Genomic DNA, 19,918 nt, shown 5'->3' with positions numbered 1-19,918 from the left:
AATATGGGCCAATTCTCTACGGCGAGCGAGGTGAACAATAATGATCAAGGGAATCGGTGGACAGGAACTGTGGGTGGACCTAACAAGAGGGTCAGTTGAGAAACGCCCGGTGGACGAAGAGATAGTTCGGAAATATCTGCTCGGTGCAGGGTATCTGTCACGAGTCCTGACGGACAAGATCCCAGTCGGGATCGATCCACTCTCGCCGAAGAATGTCTTAGGGTTTGCAACGGGGTTACTCACAGGCTCAATGTTTCCACAGGCATCACGTCATACTATTGCAGCACTCTCCCCACTCACTGACATTTGGGGGGAGAGCCACGCAGCAGGGTTCTGGGGGGCCGAACTCAAATTTGCGGGATATGACACCATCTTCTTCACAGGCGCTTCATCATCTCCAGTCTATCTGAACATTCGAGATTCAGAGGTCGATCTCTTGGATGCGGAGAATCTCTGGGGAGAGGATGTCTTTGTGACCGATGATGCACTCCATAAGCGACACGGAAGGATGTGCCGGACACTGGCCATCGGACAAGCCGGAGAGAACCTCGTTCGATTTGCCGCCATCATGAATGATAGAGATCGGGCCTCGGCTCGATCCGGCTTAGGAGCGGTGATGGGGTCAAAGAGGCTCAAGGCAATCGCTGTTCGTGGGAGAGGTAAATTAGAGGTCGCGGACCCCGCCAACTATCTGAGAGAGATGGACGAGTTCTACAGGAGGATGCTGGCCAATCCATTCACGCCTGAACGTGCACGGTTTGGCACGACAAACTTGATCGAACTGATGAACCACATTGGCAGACTCCCCACGTATAACATGCGTCAGGGCGTATTTGAGGGCTATGAGAAGATCAGTGGGGAGCTCATCAGCGAGAAGTATCTCATTAAACCGAGGTCTGATTTCAGCTGTCTCCAGCGATGTGGGCGCTATACGGCTGTTCGAAAAGGACCCTACGCATATATTGGAGGGTCTCCTGAGTTCGAGAGCCAGTCTTCTCTGGGATCAAGATGCGGAAATGATAATGTAGAGTCCATCTTGTATGCGCATCATCTGGCGAACATGTATGGCATGGACACTATCTCGTTGGGAGGCACGATCTCTTGGGCAATGGAGGCTTACGAGATGGGGCTGCTCACAGAAGAAGACACTGGCGGAATCGATCTGAGCTGGGGGAACCATGAGACCATCGTCAAGCTCACCGAGATGACAGCGTTTCGGCAGGGGCTCGGCGATCTCCTTGCAGAGGGCAGCTTCAGGGCAGCACAGAAGATTGGCAAGGGGAGCGAGCGCTTTGTGATGACTGTGAAAAAGCAGGAGATTGCAGGGCAGGAACCCCGTGCCCAAAAGTCCATGGGTCTTGCGGCAGCAACAGCCGCCCGCGGTGCGGATCATCTCTATGCATTTCCCGTTCTCGATGAGGCGGGCTTCGATAATGAGATTAAGAAGCGCTTTGGAGAACAATACCTTCCAGAGATGACTGATAGATTGAGCCCTGTGTACAAGGGAATCATGGTCAAAGAATGTGAAGATTACATGGTCGTGGTGGAGAGTGTGGGACTGTGCAAATACGGTACACAGATCCCTCCGGAGTTCTATTACGAGGATGTGGCAAAGGCACTGCGTCTACACAACGGTCTCAAGTTTACAGTTGAAGATCTACAGATCATTGGTGAGAGGATCGTGAACCTCAACAGACTGTTCAATGTCAGTCGGGGAATCACAAAGAAAGACGACTCTCTTCCAGATAGACTGACAAAAGAACCAGCCCCTGTTGGTCCTCCAAAGGGGCAGGTGGTCGAACTTGACCAGATGCTTAGTGAGTACTACAGAGAGAGAGGATGGGATACCGAAACAGGTGTCCCATTCGACTCGACCCTGAAGAAACTGGGACTCCGGTGACAGAAGACCAATCGATAGAGATGGCTATCGTACCAATCACGAATCAGACCCAGTCCTCATCGGGGCGAGTTCGCACTTCCATGTCACCGACAGAAACCTCAAGGTTATTCTGCTCGCAGAAGTTGATAATCTTGACCATGAGTTTGGTATCCATCTCATCAACGATCTGCCCCGAGGCAGAGGAGCAGCTGACAAGCACAGTTCCCGCTTCTTCCGAAACGACCTCTGCTGTAAACTCGTTGCCCAAGACCTCTGTTCCAATATTCAGAATTGCAGCCCGTATCTCTGCTGCTCCAAGATGGACCTGATGCCCGTGCCGTGGCCTGAATGTGTAGAGGCGCTGAGCAAAAATCTCAGACATAGAAACAGCCCCCTAGCTGGAACTCGCACACACATTCGTCACAGTGTCACGAACACCATCTATGTTTCGTAGCTCATCTACCACAAAGGAACTGAGAGACTCCGGACTCTTGAATGTGCCCTTGATCAGCAGGTCATAGGCACCATAGATGAGATATGCCTCTTCCACTGGTTCAAGGTCACGTACCTTATTGAGAATGTCATGGGCCTTTGCGGAATCAATCTTTCCCATAATGAATGCAATAATCATCGCACCAATACCTCCTCATAGGAGACACACGTACATACTTTTAATATAGCAAAGAGAGAAATAAAACTACCTATTTCTATCATTTGAAAGAGTTAAAATGAACGTACCCGGTCATTCAACTGTATGATTATGTACGTGCACAGGGCACGAACGCTTTTAGGAACGATACGCATACCAACACAAGGACCGAAGGGAGGTCCTCTAGTGGTGAAAACTACATTAAAGGCGAGGTCTAAGACAAGATCAAAGTCTAAGAAAAAAAGAGAGTTCGAACCTCGTATTTTAGCACTCTGCTGTAATTGGTGCAGCTATGCGGGAGCGGATCTTGCAGGAACGAGTAGGCTACAGATGCCGCCAAATGTGAGGATCATCAGGGTCAATTGCACAGGACGCATTGATCCGACCTTCATTCTTGATGCATTATATCAGGGCGCAGACGGAGTGCTCATCTCTGGCTGTCACCCCGGTGATTGCCACTATTCTACCGGGAATCTCAAGATGCGTGCCAGATTCGCACTCCTCCAAAATCTTCTCGAAGAGGCAGGAATGGATTCGAGAAGAATCCATCTTCAGTGGGCAAGCGCGGCTGAGGGAGATGTCTTTGCAGAGGGGATTCGGGGTATGGTGGAACGGATCAAAGAACTCGGACCAAGCCCAATGAGAAAGGAGGGAAAATAGGATGCCAAAGCGTGTTGCCTTTGCACAACTCTCTTCATGCTGGGGTTGCGACCAGTCCCTTGTAGACCTGCACCTTCGACTCTTGGAGGTCTTACCACAACTACAGATCATGTACTGGCCCGCTGTTGTCGATTACAAATTGAGTGACCTCGAAAAGATGCCGAAACAGTCTATCCATATCGGATTTGTTGAGGGTAGCTGCAGAACAAAAGAAGATGTTCACCTTCTCAACGTCATGCGCGAGAAGAGCCAAGTCCTCGTGGCATGGGGATCATGCTCGTGCTATGGAGGAGTGCAAGGGCTTCTCAATCAATGGAAGATAGACGAGGCCATTACAAGAAAGTTCCTCAAGGTCGAAACTATCACAGATCCAAGAGTCCCGGATGAGAATGTCCCGGGATTCACGGATCATATTGTTCCCAATCCCGACTTGGTTCCCTTCGAGTTGATTATTCCAGGATGCCCACCGACCAGTGACAATATCTATGATGCAGTGGTCGCTCTCCTGACAGGTAAACCGTTTGACCTTCCGAATAGGACTGTATGCGATCAATGTCCAAGAGAACGCGAGGAGAAACACATCACAGAGTTTCATCGGACCTACGAAGGCCATATCGATCCGAACAAGTGCCTTCTCGATCAGGGGTATCTCTGCCTTGGATTTGCCACAATTGGACTGTGCGGCGCGCAGTGCCCCTCTGCTAATTCTCCCTGTAAAGGTTGTTTTGGACCACCACCGTCCATCAAAGACCATGGTGCAAAAATCATCTCAGCCCTTGGGGCAATCACTGACATGAGCCCTGAGGAACTCAAGAAAATGTTCCCGGATCCGATAGGCTCGTTCTACTTTACAGATTATGCGGCATCATTCATCTCAAAGATCACTACTACAAAGGAGGAGTCATAATGACAGGCGAGAAAATCATACGGATAGAACCAGTCACTCGTCTCGAGGGCCATGGCGACCTCACGATTAAACTGGGTAAAGATGGCAAGGTCAAAGACGTACAATTCAATGTCACCTCCACAAGATTCTTTGAAAAATTCTTGGAGGGCCGCTTTGCTGAAGAGGTCCCGCGTATTGCAGAACGCATCTGTGGAATCTGTCCGGAACCACACCATCTTGCCTCTGTGAAGGCTGTTGAGGCAGCATGGGGGATTACTCCCACTCCCGCCGCAGTAAAGGTACGCCGACTACTCATCAATGCAAAACAGCTCTCATCACATGGACTACACTTCTTTGCACTTGCAGCACCAGACTTTCTTGCTGGCCCCTTTGGTGACCCCTCGAAACGGAACGTTGTCGCCATTATTAAGGCACTACCTGATGTGGGCAAACTCGCCCTTCAGATCATGCAGTATGGACAGGACTTGGCAATGGCTGTTGGGGGGAAGGCAATTCACCCGGTCACCGCAGTTCCCGGAGGCATGCTCAATCCCTTCTCTGAAGAGAAACGAGACCGCTTTCTAGACATGATGGAGGGTCTCAAAGAGTGGCTCGCTCAGACCGTAGATCTTGCCAAGAAGGTCGTAGAGGACTACTGGGATCCAATAACCAAGCTCGCGGTTGTCCCGACCTATTACATAGGAACTCACGACAAGGGCGCATTAGAGATCTATGATGGTAAACTTCGGGTTATGGATCCAAAAGGAAAGATAGTCGCGGACTTTAGACAGAAGGACTATCGAAAATACTTTGGAGAGTACGTGCCTCGCCACTCATATGCGACACATATCTATTTCAAAGAGGCAGGATATCCAAAGGGAATATGGCGTGCAAATTCACTTGCACGTTGTAACATTGCTGACAAGATGAAGACTCCTCTTGCTCAGGAAGCACTTGAGGAGATGAGATCCAAGCTGGGTCGTCCAATTCATGCGACCTTTGCATATCATTGGGCACGTGTCATCGAGATGGTTCAGGCTGTGGAAGAGATCGACCTGCTACTACAAGACCCAGACATCGTCAGGACAGACGTAAAAGTCACAGATGTTGAACCGCGAAAAGGGAATGGCGTTGGTTGCGTGGAGGCCCCTCGTGGTACACTAATCCATCATTACTGGACTGATGATAGAGGCATTGTGACAAAGGTGAACCTTGTCGTTGCAACAAACAATAATATTGCAGGAATCGAGAAGAGCCTGATGAAGATGGCCCGTCAGATCTTCGAACAGAAGATCCATGAGTCACTAAAACTGCCAGAGCCGATGATCAAATAGTTGCTGTCAGTACTCAGTAAGCGCGAGTCCTCAATTTTCGGTAGGATCACCAAGTCAAGATGAAATAGATATTTTCTGCGTCAGAATTCCATTAAGATGATCACTTATAGGTGAATATTGGAAATCTAAAAGCTTGAACAGCAGACTCAAGCGTAACAATATTGAGGCTTATATGTGTAGGAACAATAGTTTTAGGTGACGGTCGAGTGAAGGTTTAAAGATGAACACAGCAGACCTAGATAGGCGCATCGAACACTACGCCGCATGGTTAGCCCTCAGCAGTGTTAAAGAGTGCGATTACGAAACGGCCATTGAAATTCTTCGCCAATTCGAGAGTTTTGAAAAGGCCCTTCAATATCACCCACCCACTGAAAAGCAAAGTAAAGCGGATGAGATTATTCTCAGGGATGGAACGGCACAAAGACTTCTCGTACGAACACATTCAACACCTCAACTTGAAGAGTCAATTATTGACAAAGTTATTGCAAAGGCACGAAATTATGTCAAAGAAATAGACTACCGACAAATGGTGAAACGCATTCTACAAAAAGGGATAGAGATACATCCAATAATTGGACAGGGTTATCCGCGAGCCCTCTTTGACCTTGAAAACCCCCCACGGACATTATTTGTACGAGGGAATATACTACTAGACCGCCTAGACAATGCAATAGCAATTGTAGGTACTCGCAATCCAACCGAGTACGGAAAAAAGATGGCATATACTCTTGCAAAAGCCCTTGCCCAACGGGGATACATTATCATTTCGGGACTAGCCTTTGGAGTTGATGAACAAGCTCACACTGGAGCTCTCGATGCAGATGGGGGGAAGACCATTGCCGTGCTTCCCAGTTATGTTGAAAAAATTGTCCCGATGCATAATAGTTCTCTTGCCAATAAAATTCTTCAGCAAGGTGGGGCATTGATTTCCGAGTATCCACCACACACAAAGGTCAGAAACTATATGTTCGTCCAGAGGAACCGAATTATTGCAGCCCTTTCACGGGCAACAATTATTATTGAGGGGCGAACAGAAAGTGGAACTAGGCACCAGGCCCGATTTGCAATGAGCATGAAGCGTCCACTATTCGTATTACGACCAGTCCATCCAGAAATGCTCCAAGCGGAGTTACCATTGCACCTCATAAATGAAGGGGCCATACCCATTTCTGATGCCGATGAGATAGAGCAAAGTCTAGAGGTGTTATAGTGGCACATACTCCAGACATATGGAGGAGGGATGTGGAAATCAATGGAAAAAAGTACACTGTGACAAAAGAAGGCAATCAGATAGTCATTAAAAACAAAGAAAGTGGTAGTCAAGATGCATCATCCACAAGACGATACAAGATACATCAGGGAGTGTGCCCTCGCTGTCAAGGTACTCAAGGTTCCCTTGACATAGACAGGGGATGCTGCTCTACCTGTTGTGAATGGCAAGCACTCGAACGAGTTATTGCAATGGGTACATACTACACCTGGTCGGAGATTTCAGTACAACAAAGAATACAGGGACGTGCTCTGGATTTATCGCAGGATCTTATATCTGCAAAGAGCAATATGGAGATTGCGGAGAAGATAGGCGCGGCCCTTGGAATATTTGTTCTCTCGACAGCATCAGAGATAATGCAAATGAGCAATATAGTTACCGTAGTTCCAATAGATACTAGCCGTAAAAAATATAATCCTGTAGAAGTTATTGCTGAAAAGTGCTGTGAAATTACGGGCCTGCCCAAACCAAGAAAGGATCTCCTTCAGCGAATTCAAGAGAACGATGACAAAGAGATGCATAAACTCGGCAGAGGTGCCCGACGGATATCTGCGGAGAAGCAATTCATAGCGGGGCCAGGGGTGCTGCCTGCCGACTCCTCAGTTCTTATCATTGATGATATACTTACTACAGGAAACACATTGGAATACTGTGCACGAAGGCTCCGGGACAAAGGTGCCGTAAGTGTCGGAGGATTAGTAGTTGGACGAACTAATTAAATTTGGGAAGTGAGGGCATGTACCTGCTTAAACGTCCCATTATTGCTCGTAGACGGTTTTTGAGATATTAATCCACAGACAAGACCAACATTATGCTTTGAAATCGCTCTGTGTGCCATACTGTACACACGTATTTAATAATAGAAATATCCCCTGTAGTAATAGAAACCAGAATAGGGTATAGAGAGGTTCTGTGAAAAGTCACCTCCCGTCACACTCCAGGAAGCTGAGCCGCTCGATGTTGTGCAGGAGCACCTTCAGCAAGACCTCGCGACGTTGTTCGCGGAATCCTCCCTCGTGAACTCAGGCCTCCTCCGAACTGCACTTTCATCATGCCAAAGACGGTCTCGACCAGGCTCCGCTGCCCGTAGGCGTGTCTGGCCTTCCAGCCCTCTGGGTCTCGTCGGTACTCCCTGAGCAGCTCCTTATAGCCACGATAGCCGTGCGACCGGCCCGTCAGCCCCTCTTGGGTTCGATGGCAGGGTAGGCCCCGCGGTCATGGATGTACTGGACGTTCGCCCTTTCGAGAGAGGTAGGCCTTGCCCCCGTAGACCCGTTCGAGCTGTGGGGCCACGACCTGATCAAGGAGGGCGACCATGTGTCTGGCATCGCCCCCGGGTCGGGACCGGACCCGTGCTGCAAGGACCAGGAGGGTGTCGGTGTCCACGACGGCGTGGAGTGCCATACGTAAATCGCCGTTTCAGCGTCTTTTCGAGCACTATAAGGGATCAGATTTTACGATGCTGGTGAAAACTCCATTTGATATATGGTGGGTGGATACTGGCGGATTGACAGAGTTTCCAATTTTTGTTAAAGTAGTTGCAAATCAAATTGCTGGATCTTGGGGTTGGCATTATGAACCAAGAGTGTGTTTCATTGATGTCTATGTGACGGATGTTAGTGAGCATGCGCCCATTTCATGGATTACGATTGCTGAACCATACGTACACTTAGCAGATCTTTATACAAACTGTACTGCTATAGGCCACTCAAATGTGACAGGCAACTATGGGGATAATGAGAATTATACGGGTGGTAGTGAGATCCGTGATACATGGTCTGGTCAGACTACTCGACTTGTAATGAAATCCTGGAACAGTGCAGATGATTTAGATTCACAGTATTACCATATTGGCCAACTGCAAATAGTCTGTAATACCGGAGGTATAAACGAAACCGATTTTATTACAACATTAAAACTTTGGATTCCGAATCAAATTGCAAAAAACCATAATTATGACTTGCTTCATTTCAAATTAGTCGTTACCGTTTGTTGGAAAGCATATTGGTATTCATTTGGTTTTGCGGATAGAGAGTTAACACAAAATCAGACTCTCGTGATCGGTGACGGACAACCTAGTAGTGACGCAACATTATACCTTTTGCAGGCCGAAGATTACACAGTCGTGTTGTAGGTATACTATATTGTAATGTAAATCGATAATTATGACAGGAGGTTTCTAATTACTAATTATTTACCGTGATTTTTATGATGTATCGGCATATTCAAATATACCGTATAATTGCGGGGCCGTGGGTCGCGATAAAAGCTTATGCTCAAGGACCCATATAGAATCATAGTGAATTGTAGGTGACAAGAATGGATCCGATGTTCATGATCGCCCTGTTAATCACGGGAGCGGCAGTGGGACTTATTTCAGGAATGCTGGGCGTTGGTGGATGTTTCATCATGATCCCCGTCCAGTACTACATCCTCCTCGCCAGTGGAATCGACCCCACAATAGCGATACGCGTATCGTTTGGAACAAATCTACTAGTCGTCTTGCCAACAGCACTGAGTGGAGCATTTCGACATCATACGAAGGAGGTCGTCATGTGGAAACCCGCAATCACGTTGGGAGTAGTAGGGGCAGTTGCAGGATTCTTTGGAGCCTTTGTGGCATCACAACTACCAGGAAATATCCTGACGCTCATCTTTGGCTTGGCAATCCTGCTTGGTTCGGTGAGAATGATCACGGCCAAGCCGATTAGAACAGAAGGTGAGGTCAGTCAGAGTACAGCAGCCTACGTGTTCTGGGGAATCGTCTTAGGTTTCGTTACGGGACTCATTGGTATTGGTGGCGGGGTTCTTGTCATCCCGGTCATGATACTATTCCTCAACTTCCAGATGCACGAGGCAGTGGGAACCTCGACTGCAATGATGATCTTTACAGCTACCGGAGGCGCACTGAGCTACATGATCTTAGGTCTTGGGGTAGTAGGCCTGCCTGAGTTCTCAATCGGATACGTGAACCTTCTACAGTGGATCCTTCTTGCAGGGACAAGCATACCACTGGCACAGCTTGGTGCTCATTCGGCCCATAAGGTCAATCCGAAAGTTCTGAAGTGGATCTTCATCGTAGTGATGATTTACATGGGCCTGAAGATGATAGGACTCTTCTCATTTTTGGGACTACCAATCTAATCTCAACGGGGATGCCTAAATCAAACAAGGAGAGAAAGGAGACGTATGTATAGCACATACTCTCCTTCTCGGGATTTTACTTATTTTCCAGCAGGAGCGCCACGTCGGACTGCAAAGAAAAATACTACCAGCACTATGAGAATACTGGTACCGATCATTGTGATAAAGACACCAAAGCTCATTCCAAGTATGTCTGGGAGGCCACTGCTAGAAGTAGTCGTGGGTGTGGGGGTTGCTGTTGTAATGGGGGTTGTTGTGGTCACAGTTGTCGTTGTAGTGGTGCTAGTGGACATTGGTGTAACAGTAACAACTAGGTCATCTGAAACAGTATTTCCAGCTCCGTCCTCAAGTTCAATGCTCAATGTGTGTGTTCCTTGTGCAAGTCCATCGATTGATACCGAGATCGCCTCAGAGTCGGTCCATAGCCCTTGTGCAAGGACATCACCATCAAGATACACCGTATAGTTCGCGGCGTGGAGATCATGAGGTGTCCATTCAACGGAGTGCCCAGTTGTACCCTCGACATACTCGACATCATCAGGGGTGTCTAGAATGGGGGCTTGATCGTCCGTAACAAAGGACGCATGCAGATTTGCAGTGTGGCCAGCCGCATCAGTGGCTTCCACTACCAGCGCATGAAACCCGTCACCAGAAGGCAATTGTATCGTGTACGGCGTGGACAGAGGCACCCATGAGCCACCATCCCACTGGAAACGCACAGAATCAAGATGCTCATCCAAGATCGAGAAACTGATATCAACACCACTCTGATGAATGGTGCCATTGGTGGGTGATACAAGAGTGAGCACAGGGGCGGTATCATCAACTGTGAATATGTACTTGACAGTGACAGTGTTGCCAGCAGTATCTGTGGCATTGATCTGGAGGGTATGAGAACCGTCACCTGATGGGAGTGCTGTTGAGTAAGGAGCAGTCAGATTCACCCAAGTTTCACCATCCCAACTGCAAGCCACATAATCAAGATGAGTGTCTGTCACAGTGAACTGCACAGATGTACCACTTGGTTGAACTGAGTGATCCGCAGGGGAGTCGAGTTCGATCACTGGATCAGTGTCATCTACATAGAACACGTAAGTACGTGTTGCAGTATTGCCAGCCTCATCTGTAGCCCGGATGTCAAGTGTATGTGAACCGTCCGTTGAGGGTAAGATGGTTGCATAGGGTGTGGACCATACCTGCCATGTGGCCCCATCCCAGCGGAATTCGACCGTATGAGCATTGGCCTCGGTAACTGACACCTCGACCGAGATACCTGACTGATGAACTGTACCATTCTGAAGATGGACAAGATCAATAGCCGGTGCAGTATCATCGGTCACAAAGACGAATTGCTCAATCTGTGAGTTGCCAACTTCATCGGTTGCATTGACAAGAAGAGTGTGAGAACCGTCGCCTACTGGCAACAATGAATCGAATGGACTTGCCACAAGTGTCCAAGAACCACCATCCCACTGAAGGTACACAGTAGAGAGGTGCGCATCTGACACATCAAGGTCTATGGTCGTGCCACTCACATGAACTGTTGTATTGAGTGGAGCAATGAGCACCACAACAGGAGCAGAGTCGTCAGTTGTGAAAGTGTATCGTACAGACTCTTCATTCCCCGCAGTGTCATTGATCCAGACGTAGAGCGTGTGCGATCCATCACCAGTTGGAACATAGGTGTCATAGGGTGCTGGCCAGATACTCCAATCATCTCCATCCCAGTGATAGCGGACCGTGTCGAGATCATTATCGGACACAGATACATTGACCAGTGTGCCGCTCACCTGAACCGTATTATTAGCAGGGGAATGGAGAATCACCAGAGGAGTCGCATCGTCAGTGATGAACAGGTAGTGGACATATTGCCAGTTACCAGCCTCATCAGTGGCATTGACGTATAACGAGTGATCGCCATCTCCAGCAGGCATGCTCGTATCATAAGGTGAGGACCAGACTGCCCAAGCCGCAGAGTCCCAGTGGTAATAGACCGTGCTGAGATGAAGATCGGACACGGACACATCCACAAGTGTTCCACTATGATGCCGTGTATTATTGGCGGGACCGTTCAAGACCACTACTGGCTGAGTGTCATCAATCACATACACAATTGTGGTTGTAGTGGTATGACCAGCCTCATCAGTTGCCTCCACGTACAATGAGTGGGAACCATCACCGGAGGGGGTCTGTGTGTGATACGGAGCGGTCCAGATATTCCACGCATCGCTGTCCCAATGGTATCCGACTATGTCAAGATGAACATCCACAATGGACACCTCAACAGTTGTGCCACTCGGCTGGAGGGTATTATTTGCCGGACCGATCAATGAGATCGTGGGTGGAGTATCATCCACCACAAACTGGTAGAGCCTATGCGCATTATTTCCGGCAGCATCACTAGCGTATACACCAAGGGTATGACCACCCTCTGCAAGTCCACTGATCGTGATATCATAGGGGCTGCTGAGTACAGTCAAGGTGCCTCCGTCCCACGAGTATTGAACCAGTGAGAGTGTGTTCGCATCACTAACATCCAAGTCCACCACTGAGCCAGTAGCAACGACTGAGTTGTTCGCAGGAGCGTTCAGGGTGATCGTGGGGGCCGTGTCATCCACTTGGAACGAATAGACCTCGTGCGCCCAATTACCAGCAGAGTCAGATGCATAGACATCAAGGGTATGAGATCCTTCTGCCAGTCCAGATGTATCAATGTCATAAGGTGATGGGAGAGAGCTGTTTGCTCCGCCATCCCATGCAAAGAGGACTTGAGAGAGGACATGTGTGTCTGACACGTCAAGGTCAATAGTTGTGCCAGACTGGATCTCGGCGCCATTAGTGGGAGTGACAAGGGTGATTTGAGGAGCAGTGTCATCGATCACGAATGTGTAAGTGCTCTTGGCCCAGTTGCCAGCCGCATCTCGTGCGTAGACATAGAGGGTATGGGATGCCTCGCTAAGACCAGTTGTAGTAACATCATATGGCGCTGTGAGTGATGAGTTAGCATCACTGTCCCATGCATATAGGGTCTCGACCAATGTGTTGGTCTCAGAAACATCCAGATCAACAGTAGTCCCAGATTGAATTATAGAACCATCTGAGGGGGAGAGAAGCGAAATCGTGGGCGGTGTGTCGTCGATCACAAAGGAGTAGGTGTTCCCTGCCCAATTGCCAGCAGCATCTGATGCGTAGATGTGCAGTGTATGTGATCCCTCACTCAGACCAGAAGTCGAGACATCATATGGACTGGAGAGGGTCGCATTCGCATCTCCATCCCATGCATAGAGGACTGTTGCAATGGTGTTGTCATCGGTCACACTCAAGTCAATAGTGGTACCAGAGGGAATTTCAGAGCCATCACTTGGACTCTCTAGGGTGATCGTGGGGGCGGTGTCGTCGATGATGAATGTGTAGACAGAGTGCTGCCCGTTCCCTGCGCAATCAATAGCATAGACATGAAGGGTGTGAGTGCCTTCAGCAAGACCACTGGTACCAACGTCGTAGGGCGAACTCAGTGATGAGTTGGAACCACCATCCCAGTTGTAGAGGGTTGTCTCTAACGTGTTGTTCTCGGAGATGTTAAGGGATATAATCGTACCAGATTTGATTTCAGACCCATCCGCAGGTGAGAGAAGAGTAATGGTGGGTGAAGTATCATCGATAAGGAACGGATAGGTTTCTTGTGCCTGATTACCTGCCTCGTCCTGAGCATAGACTGTAAGAAGGTGGGTTCCTTCAGCCAATCCGGATGTTGAGATATCAAATGGACTGGTCAGTGTAGAGTTAGTTCCACCATCCCAGTTGTACCACACATAATCAAGGTGAGAGTCTGTGACCGACAGATCAATCAGTGTCCCAGACTGGATTTCGGACCCATTAGAGGGGCTGTTGAGCAGTATCACAGGTGCAGTATCATCCACAGTGAATTGATATTTTGAGGAGGCCTCATTGCCCGCTGCATCCTGTGCATAGACATAGAGCCAGTGGGTGCCCTCCGAGAGTCCGGCGGCCGTGACATCATAAGGAGAAGACAATGTTGTATTTGAGGTCTCATCCCAGTTGTAGAGTACCTGATTCAGTGTATTGGAATCGGTAATGCTGAGATCAATGGTTGTGCTTGAGGTAATGAGCGACCCATTTGAGGGGGATACAAGTGTGATCACTGGCGCGGTATCGTCAATGACAAAGGAGTACACATGCTGATTCCAATTTCCAGCAGCATCCTGAGCATAGACCGTCAGAGAATGAGAACCCTCAGATAGTCCAGCAGTACTCACATCATAAGGACTGCTCAAGGGAGTGTTTGTATTACTATCCCAGTGATAATGGACATCTGACAGTGTGTTTGCTTCCACTATGTCGAGGTCGATTACAGTACCTGAGATGATCTCCGCACCGTCAGCAGGTGCATTGAGAACGATGGAAGGTGCTGTGTCATCAATCACGAACGAGTATGTCGTCCCGATCCAGTTCCCTGCCGCATCTCGTGCGTAGACGTGGAGGGTATGAGTCGCCTCACTGAGACCCGCAGTAGACACATCATAAGGAGCAGAGAGCGTGGCATTAGAGGAGCCGTCCCAGTTGTACAGCACTTGGGCAATGGTGTGACTGTCTGTGACGCTCAGATCAATCGTTGTCCCGGATTGAATCTCAGCACCATCTGAAGGGGAGTCCAGCGTGATCGTAGGTGCTGTGTCATCAATCACGAACGTATAATCCTCACTGGCCCAATTACCTGCCGCGTCCTGTGCGTAAACGTGTAACGTGTGACTTCCTTCTGAGAGCCCAGTGGTCGTCACATCATACGGACTTCCGAGAGTCGCATTGGAAGTGCCGTCCCAGTTGTACAGCACTTGAGACAATGTATGTCCATCGGTGACTGTGAGATCGATTGTCGTGCCAGACTGGATCTCGGACCCATCTGAAGGGGAGTTCAGTGTGATCGTAGGTGAAGTGTCATCAATAGTGAATGAGTAGGTCTCATGCGCCCAGTTCCCAGCCTCGTCCTGTGCATAGATGTTCAATACATGCGAGCCATCGGATAGACCGCTCGTATCGACATCATACGGACTGGAGAGGGTTGTATTAGTACCTCCGTCCCAATTGTAGAGGACCGATGCCACAGAATGACTATCAGTAACGTCAAGATCGATCATCGTACCGGACTGGATCTCGGACCCATCTGAAGGGGAGTTCAGAGTGATCACTGGAGCAGTATCATCTATCACAAAGGTATAGGATGCATCGCCCCAATTTCCAGCCTCATCCTGCGCATAGACGTACAGGGTATGACTGCCTTCAGACAGCCCAGTGACGGTGATATCGTACGGACTACTAAGGGTCAAGTTCGACCCCCCGTCCCAATTGTAGAGAGTAGAGGACAGAGCGTTCGCGTCAGATATCCCAATATCGATGACGGTTCCTGAGTTAATCACAGATCCATCCGCTGGAGAGTTCAGTGTGATAGTGGGGCTTGTATCATCAGTCACAAATGAGAAGTTCTGTAGAGTGATATGACCTTGGCTGTCCGTCGCATTCACATACAACGTATGGTTGCCATCACCAGAGGGGAGGGTCGTTTCATATGGCGAGGGGAGTACTGCCCATGAACCAGTATCCCATCGGTAATAGACCGTACTGAGATCCCCATCTGGATCTGTTATGTTCAGAGAAATAGTCGTTCCACTCGGCTGAACACCGCCTGCGGCCGGAGCGGTAAGATTCACAATAGGCGCTGACCCTGAATATGACACGTTCCACAGATATTTGCGAACCGCGTTATTTCCAGCCTCATCGGTGGCATTGACATATAGAGTGTGTGCGCCTTCGCTAGATGGAATCTGAGTATCATAAGGGGCGGACAGCACACCCCAAGAACCAGTATCCCATCTATAATAGACGGTACTGAGATGCGTATCAGAAATATCCAAGTTGACTGTTGTACCACCGGATTGTTCCGTATTATTCGCTGGCGACACCAGAGTGATCGTAGGAGCTGTGTCATCTGTTGTGAAGGAATAGGAACTTTGCCTATAGTTCCCAGCCTCGTCTGTCGCATTCACATACAACGTGTGAGACCCATCGCCAGAGGGAATGGACGTATCATATGGAGAGGGGAGGACTGCCCATGAGCCGGAATCCCAGTGGTAGTAGACTGTACTGAGATGGGTATCGGAGATCGATAGATCCACAGTCGCACCACTTGGCTGGACACTGCCATCTGCGGGGCTGACAAGCGTGATGGTAGGTGCGGTATCATCACAGACAAACTGACGAGAGGTCGTGACCTGATTACCAGCAAGATCGGTCGCTTGGACGTAGAGCGTATGAGTCCCATCGCCTGTAGGGACCTGAGTATCATATGGAGAGGCGAAAGTCTGCCATGAGTCAGAGTCCCAGTGATAATTCACAGTGTCTAGATGTGCGTCGGAAACCTCCACATCCACGGTTGTCCCACTGGTCACAACAGCCCCCGCATCTGGAGTCACAAAGGTGACTGTTGGATCCGTATTATCGACATGTAGTATAATCTGTCGCACCGTGATCTGCTTAAGACTGTCTACAGCAATGACTCGCAGCGTGTGGTCACCCTCATCAGAGGTGATATTGACAGGGTCACTCACCGCACGAGCCTGATACTGCCCATCCAAATAGAATTCCACATATGAAACAGACACATCATCCGAGGCTGAATAGACTACTGTGAACGGAGAAGAGACCCACGAGTTCCGTTCAGGGGAAGTCACATGGAGAGTGGGAGCCGCATCAACGCCCAGAAAGTTCAGAATGCGATCAAGAGCGTCCACACGATCCGCGGCATAGGAGATAGCCTCAAAGTTGAATCCGAAATAGACCACACGATAGCTTCCAGAATAGGAAACCGCAGCACCAGGTGATCCCGAAACGGCATATTGGAGACATTGGACACCACCATTGACTGGTGAGATTTGATCGGGATAGCCATTATCACCGCCACCATCGCCTCCTCCTAACGCATAGCTCACACCATCAAAGATGGGATCGCTTGCCACACCGTTTACTTGGCCAGCATTCGTATCGTCCGAGATATAGTCACCATGAAGATATGTCTGAAGCCAAGTTTCCCAAGACCCGTTAGAATCGTAACCAATGTCCTGACCACTGATGAAGAGCTTGCCACCATTGGTGAGAAAGGCCTGTAGATTTGATTGGTCTGTGGAGGTCAGTGTTGTCTGATAGTCATTTGAGGTGAACCAGATCACTATCTCATAGGACTGGAGAGTTGCGGATGAGGGAGAGCCATCACTGGAGACCGTCCATCTATCAAAGCCGGAGCCTTCAGCAAACCCTAAGGCATTCAATGCAGCAATATAATATTTTTCGAAAGTGCCTCCATTGTCATCATCGACAAGAAGAATCTGTGGGCTGTAGGTCTGAACCCAGACATTAGATGAGTCATAGCTTGTACCACCGCTACCTATAGCCTTGGCAAGGAAGGTCACATTTCCTGACTCAAGACAGGACACATTCATTGTGTACTCATAGTAACCAGTACCTGAGTTGTAATCGTTAGTGAGATCGATCCATGTATCATTCCAGAAACGCAGGCTGACAGAGGACAGACCAGTACCACTGGCAGAGACCTGAACTGTGAACTCGCCCGTCAACTGAGCGTTCTCAGCAGGCGTGACGATACTCACAGACGGAAATGATGTTCCAGACTGGCTGGAGAAAGTAAAGGTCCCACCACTTCCACGGATGTATTTGACAACGATATAGTACGTACCAGTTGAAGATGGGGTGAACGTGATATGTTCGGAGGCACCCGTGGCAAAGTTGATCGATTTTGCGAGTAAGATAGGCTCACCATAGGTGTCATATGAACCATCATAGAGATAGAGATCAAAGTCGGCCCCAGCGGGGACATCAAGATTGAATGTATAGGTCGTGCCGCTGGTCAGAGTGAGATGGCGGGCCCAAGCCTTCCGACCAATATCACCAGTGACAATGGTGGCGGATTCGGAAGTGCCAATCGTGTGTTCATAGAGATAGGCCTCCAGAGCTGCGTCGGCGTTCACTCGACCATACCCCTCGACAGTGTCCTTACCGCCACGATTGATCGTTCCGATCTCATAGCTGGTCATCATAAGCAGCTGCTTCACAGTGTAAGGTTTGGCTGTGCTATCGTATGTCCAGCTGCTGTAGCCGCCCATGGCATCCACTAAGAGAGCGGCCAGTCCTGCAACATAGGGACAGGACATAGAGGTTCCCTGCATGAGAGCCATATCATTTGACTGCTGTTCTGAGAAAGCACCATCCGCCTCTTGATCATTTGAGTCAACAGAGAGAATTGCGCCCTGAGTGGACACGCCACCGGGAGCTGCAAGATCGGGTTTTGCAGTATTGAGATGACCGGGACCCTCAGAGGAGTAGTCGGTTATCTGATTGTGGTCACCAGATGCCGCGACACAGATCACCTCATTCACATGCCCAGGCGTGTTGATATGATTCGCACCTTGACCATCATTACCTGCACTGACCGCTGTGACAATTCCTTTTGACACAAGGTTTGCTGTAGCAGTATCTACAGAGGCCACAGTGCTTGAAAAACCAAGACTCATTGAGGCAACAGTGATGTGATAGGTCTGAGCATTGTTATAGACCCAGTTAAGACCATCAACAAGATCGGTAGAGGAACCAGAGCCACTATTGTCAAAGACCTTGACGCTCACTAATTTAGTATCAGGTGCGACTCCGCTAAATCGACCATGCGAGTCGCTCGGTGTGGAGTAGGGATAGACATTGATACCGACAGCACGGAACTCCCCACCTCCAGACGGATAGGAGACCTGTATCTTGACGGACCAGATCCCGGTCTCATTGGAGTTGATCGTTGCCGTGAGATTACGTTGGGATGCTGTAGAGACAACAGAGTCAACAATTGTGCCATTAGGTGCCACCAGTCGGACTTCCGAACTACCGACGTTTGTGCCCCCGCTCCACAGCGTCATGATATCAATTCGACCGGCAGCCTTGACCTGAATATAATACGAGAAGAACCCAGAGGCACTACTGGAGAGCGAGTACTTGATCCCCCATGTTGTCCGGATTCGGCCATCAGGAAGCTGAGAGTCATACTCCTTGCCTGCTGCAATCCCCGCACAATGACTGCCATGACTATTCATGTCTTCAGGGGAGGCCGAGTTATCAGAAGTGGCATCATGCCAACCTACTATCTTTCCGTTAGTAAAATCACCAGAGGCATATGGAGAGAGCATTGTATGGGAGTCGTCGATACCAGTATCGAGAATTGCAATTGCACTGTTGGAATCACCTCTGTAACCTAGAGTGTCCCATACGTACGTTCTAACATTCGTGAGAAGCGTAGCAGTGTCCATATGGCGGACCATCTGCTGGTTCTCCTCGACAAGCTCAACATCTCCAAAATTAGCAAGGTCTGCGACTTTACTGGCGGAGATGTTTCCAGCCAGCCCATAGAACGCGCCCTCAAGACGCCGGGTCAGAGTGCCGCCAAGCATCTCAAAATAGTTGATCGCATCATCAAGCTCGCCATCCCGCACAGCCACGATCACACTCACAGGACCATCAACAGAACCAGTAGATTCGCGAAGAGCAATCGTCTTCTCCAGAGAATCATGAATCTTGTTAGAGTTGTGATCAACAGAGGCAAAAATTTCGGCCTTTCTCTGTTCAAAATCGATCACATTGGAAGGCGTCACTATCTTCACAGGTGAGAGTTTAGGAGTCGTCACTGGGACCACAGTCCGATCGACAGGTTGCAGAAGCGAGTTTAGACCATAGTCACCAACAACCATGGCTCGATCGTCGTGTTCGTACCAGTTCAATGCGCCACTATTTGCCAGTGGAAATAGTTGCACTACAAACATAAACAAAAGAACTCCAGCTACAAGTCCAATTCGGAGCTTCGTCAAATGCATTAAGGTTCCTCCACAATCCACAGCACAATAAGAAAACCATCGCTTTGTAGCAACAGGGGCTTTGATTCTTAGAGCGCCGCAAGCGTCACATTCGTTTGCATCAATGACAAAAGGGGATATTTATGTTACGAGAGAGGGATGCGGAAACTGTGTTAGCC

11 protein-coding genes are annotated in these 19,918 nt (G+C 49.1%); 8 read left to right on the top strand and 3 right to left on the bottom strand.

Annotation, left to right across the window (positions count from 1 at the left end; all coding sequences use genetic code 11):
- Window positions 1-40 precede the first annotated feature (40 nt).
- A complete protein-coding gene (locus tag K9W43_09945; GenBank protein ID MCF2137539.1) occupies window positions 41-1,900 on the top strand; it encodes an aldehyde ferredoxin oxidoreductase family protein in 1,860 nt (619 codons plus the stop codon).
- A gap of 43 nt (window positions 1,901-1,943) precedes the next feature.
- Here K9W43_09945 and K9W43_09940 read toward each other — a convergent pair whose 3' ends face one another.
- Entirely contained in the window at window positions 1,944-2,261 is a 318-nt protein-coding gene (locus K9W43_09940) for a hypothetical protein (GenBank protein ID MCF2137538.1), read from the bottom strand.
- A 12-nt stretch (window positions 2,262-2,273) separates the two neighbouring features.
- Window positions 2,274-2,510 (bottom strand): Lrp/AsnC ligand binding domain-containing protein, encoded by a 237-nt coding sequence (locus K9W43_09935; GenBank protein MCF2137537.1) that lies wholly within the window; start codon window positions 2,508-2,510, stop codon window positions 2,274-2,276.
- A gap of 279 nt (window positions 2,511-2,789) precedes the next feature.
- Here K9W43_09935 and K9W43_09930 point away from each other — a divergent pair, with 279 nt between their 5' ends.
- The 7 genes from K9W43_09930 (at window position 2,790) to K9W43_09900 (ending at window position 9,822) form a co-directional block, all read left to right on the top strand.
- Window positions 2,790-3,188 carry a hydrogenase iron-sulfur subunit gene (locus K9W43_09930; GenBank protein MCF2137536.1) on the top strand — a complete coding sequence of 133 codons (399 nt, stop codon included), beginning with the start codon at window positions 2,790-2,792 and terminating at the stop codon, window positions 3,186-3,188.
- A gap of 1 nt (window position 3,189) precedes the next feature.
- Window positions 3,190-4,095, top strand: a complete 906-nt coding sequence (locus K9W43_09925; protein MCF2137535.1) for a F420-nonreducing hydrogenase — start codon at window positions 3,190-3,192, stop codon at window positions 4,093-4,095.
- A complete protein-coding gene (locus K9W43_09920) occupies window positions 4,095-5,408 on the top strand; it encodes a Ni/Fe hydrogenase subunit alpha (protein MCF2137534.1) in 1,314 nt (437 codons plus the stop codon). Before K9W43_09925 ends, K9W43_09920 begins: the two co-directional genes overlap by 1 nt.
- A gap of 220 nt (window positions 5,409-5,628) precedes the next feature.
- A complete protein-coding gene (gene dprA, locus K9W43_09915; protein ID MCF2137533.1) occupies window positions 5,629-6,618 on the top strand; it encodes a DNA-processing protein DprA in 990 nt (329 codons plus the stop codon).
- On the top strand, window positions 6,618-7,397 hold the full coding sequence (locus tag K9W43_09910; GenBank protein ID MCF2137532.1) for a hypothetical protein: 780 nt from the start codon (window positions 6,618-6,620) through the stop codon (window positions 7,395-7,397). The genes dprA and K9W43_09910 overlap by 1 nt, the downstream gene beginning before the upstream one ends.
- Before the next feature lie 659 nt (window positions 7,398-8,056).
- The gene (locus tag K9W43_09905) at window positions 8,057-8,812 is read left to right on the top strand and encodes a hypothetical protein (GenBank protein ID MCF2137531.1); all 756 of its coding nucleotides are present in this window, start codon (window positions 8,057-8,059) and stop codon (window positions 8,810-8,812) included.
- A 185-nt stretch (window positions 8,813-8,997) separates the two neighbouring features.
- Window positions 8,998-9,822 (top strand): sulfite exporter TauE/SafE family protein, encoded by an 825-nt coding sequence (locus K9W43_09900; GenBank protein ID MCF2137530.1) that lies wholly within the window; start codon window positions 8,998-9,000, stop codon window positions 9,820-9,822.
- An 80-nt stretch (window positions 9,823-9,902) separates the two neighbouring features.
- On the opposite strand, the gene K9W43_09895 is transcribed toward K9W43_09900, so the two are convergent.
- Entirely contained in the window at window positions 9,903-19,760 is a 9,858-nt protein-coding gene (locus K9W43_09895) for an Ig-like domain-containing protein (protein MCF2137529.1), read from the bottom strand.
- Between the last annotated feature and the right edge of the window lie 158 nt (window positions 19,761-19,918).

The sequence above is a fragment of the Candidatus Thorarchaeota archaeon genome (genome assembly GCA_021498125.1).
Classification (GTDB): domain Archaea; phylum Asgardarchaeota; class Thorarchaeia; order Thorarchaeales; family Thorarchaeaceae; genus B65-G9.
This window is presented reverse-complemented; position numbering and strand designations above follow the sequence as displayed.

Coding starts and splice junctions, on each gene's coding strand:
- K9W43_09945 (MCF2137539.1), top strand. CDS start 41: ATGATCAAGGGAATCGGTGGACAGGAACTGTGGGTGGACCTAACAAGA.
- dprA (MCF2137533.1), top strand. CDS start 5,629: ATGAACACAGCAGACCTAGATAGGCGCATCGAACACTACGCCGCATGG.
- K9W43_09925 (MCF2137535.1), top strand. CDS start 3,190: ATGCCAAAGCGTGTTGCCTTTGCACAACTCTCTTCATGCTGGGGTTGC.
- K9W43_09940 (MCF2137538.1), bottom strand. CDS start 2,261: ATGTCTGAGATTTTTGCTCAGCGCCTCTACACATTCAGGCCACGGCAC.
- K9W43_09920 (MCF2137534.1), top strand. CDS start 4,095: ATGACAGGCGAGAAAATCATACGGATAGAACCAGTCACTCGTCTCGAG.
- K9W43_09935 (MCF2137537.1), bottom strand. CDS start 2,510: ATGATTATTGCATTCATTATGGGAAAGATTGATTCCGCAAAGGCCCAT.
- K9W43_09895 (MCF2137529.1), bottom strand. CDS start 19,760: ATGCATTTGACGAAGCTCCGAATTGGACTTGTAGCTGGAGTTCTTTTG.
- K9W43_09900 (MCF2137530.1), top strand. CDS start 8,998: ATGGATCCGATGTTCATGATCGCCCTGTTAATCACGGGAGCGGCAGTG.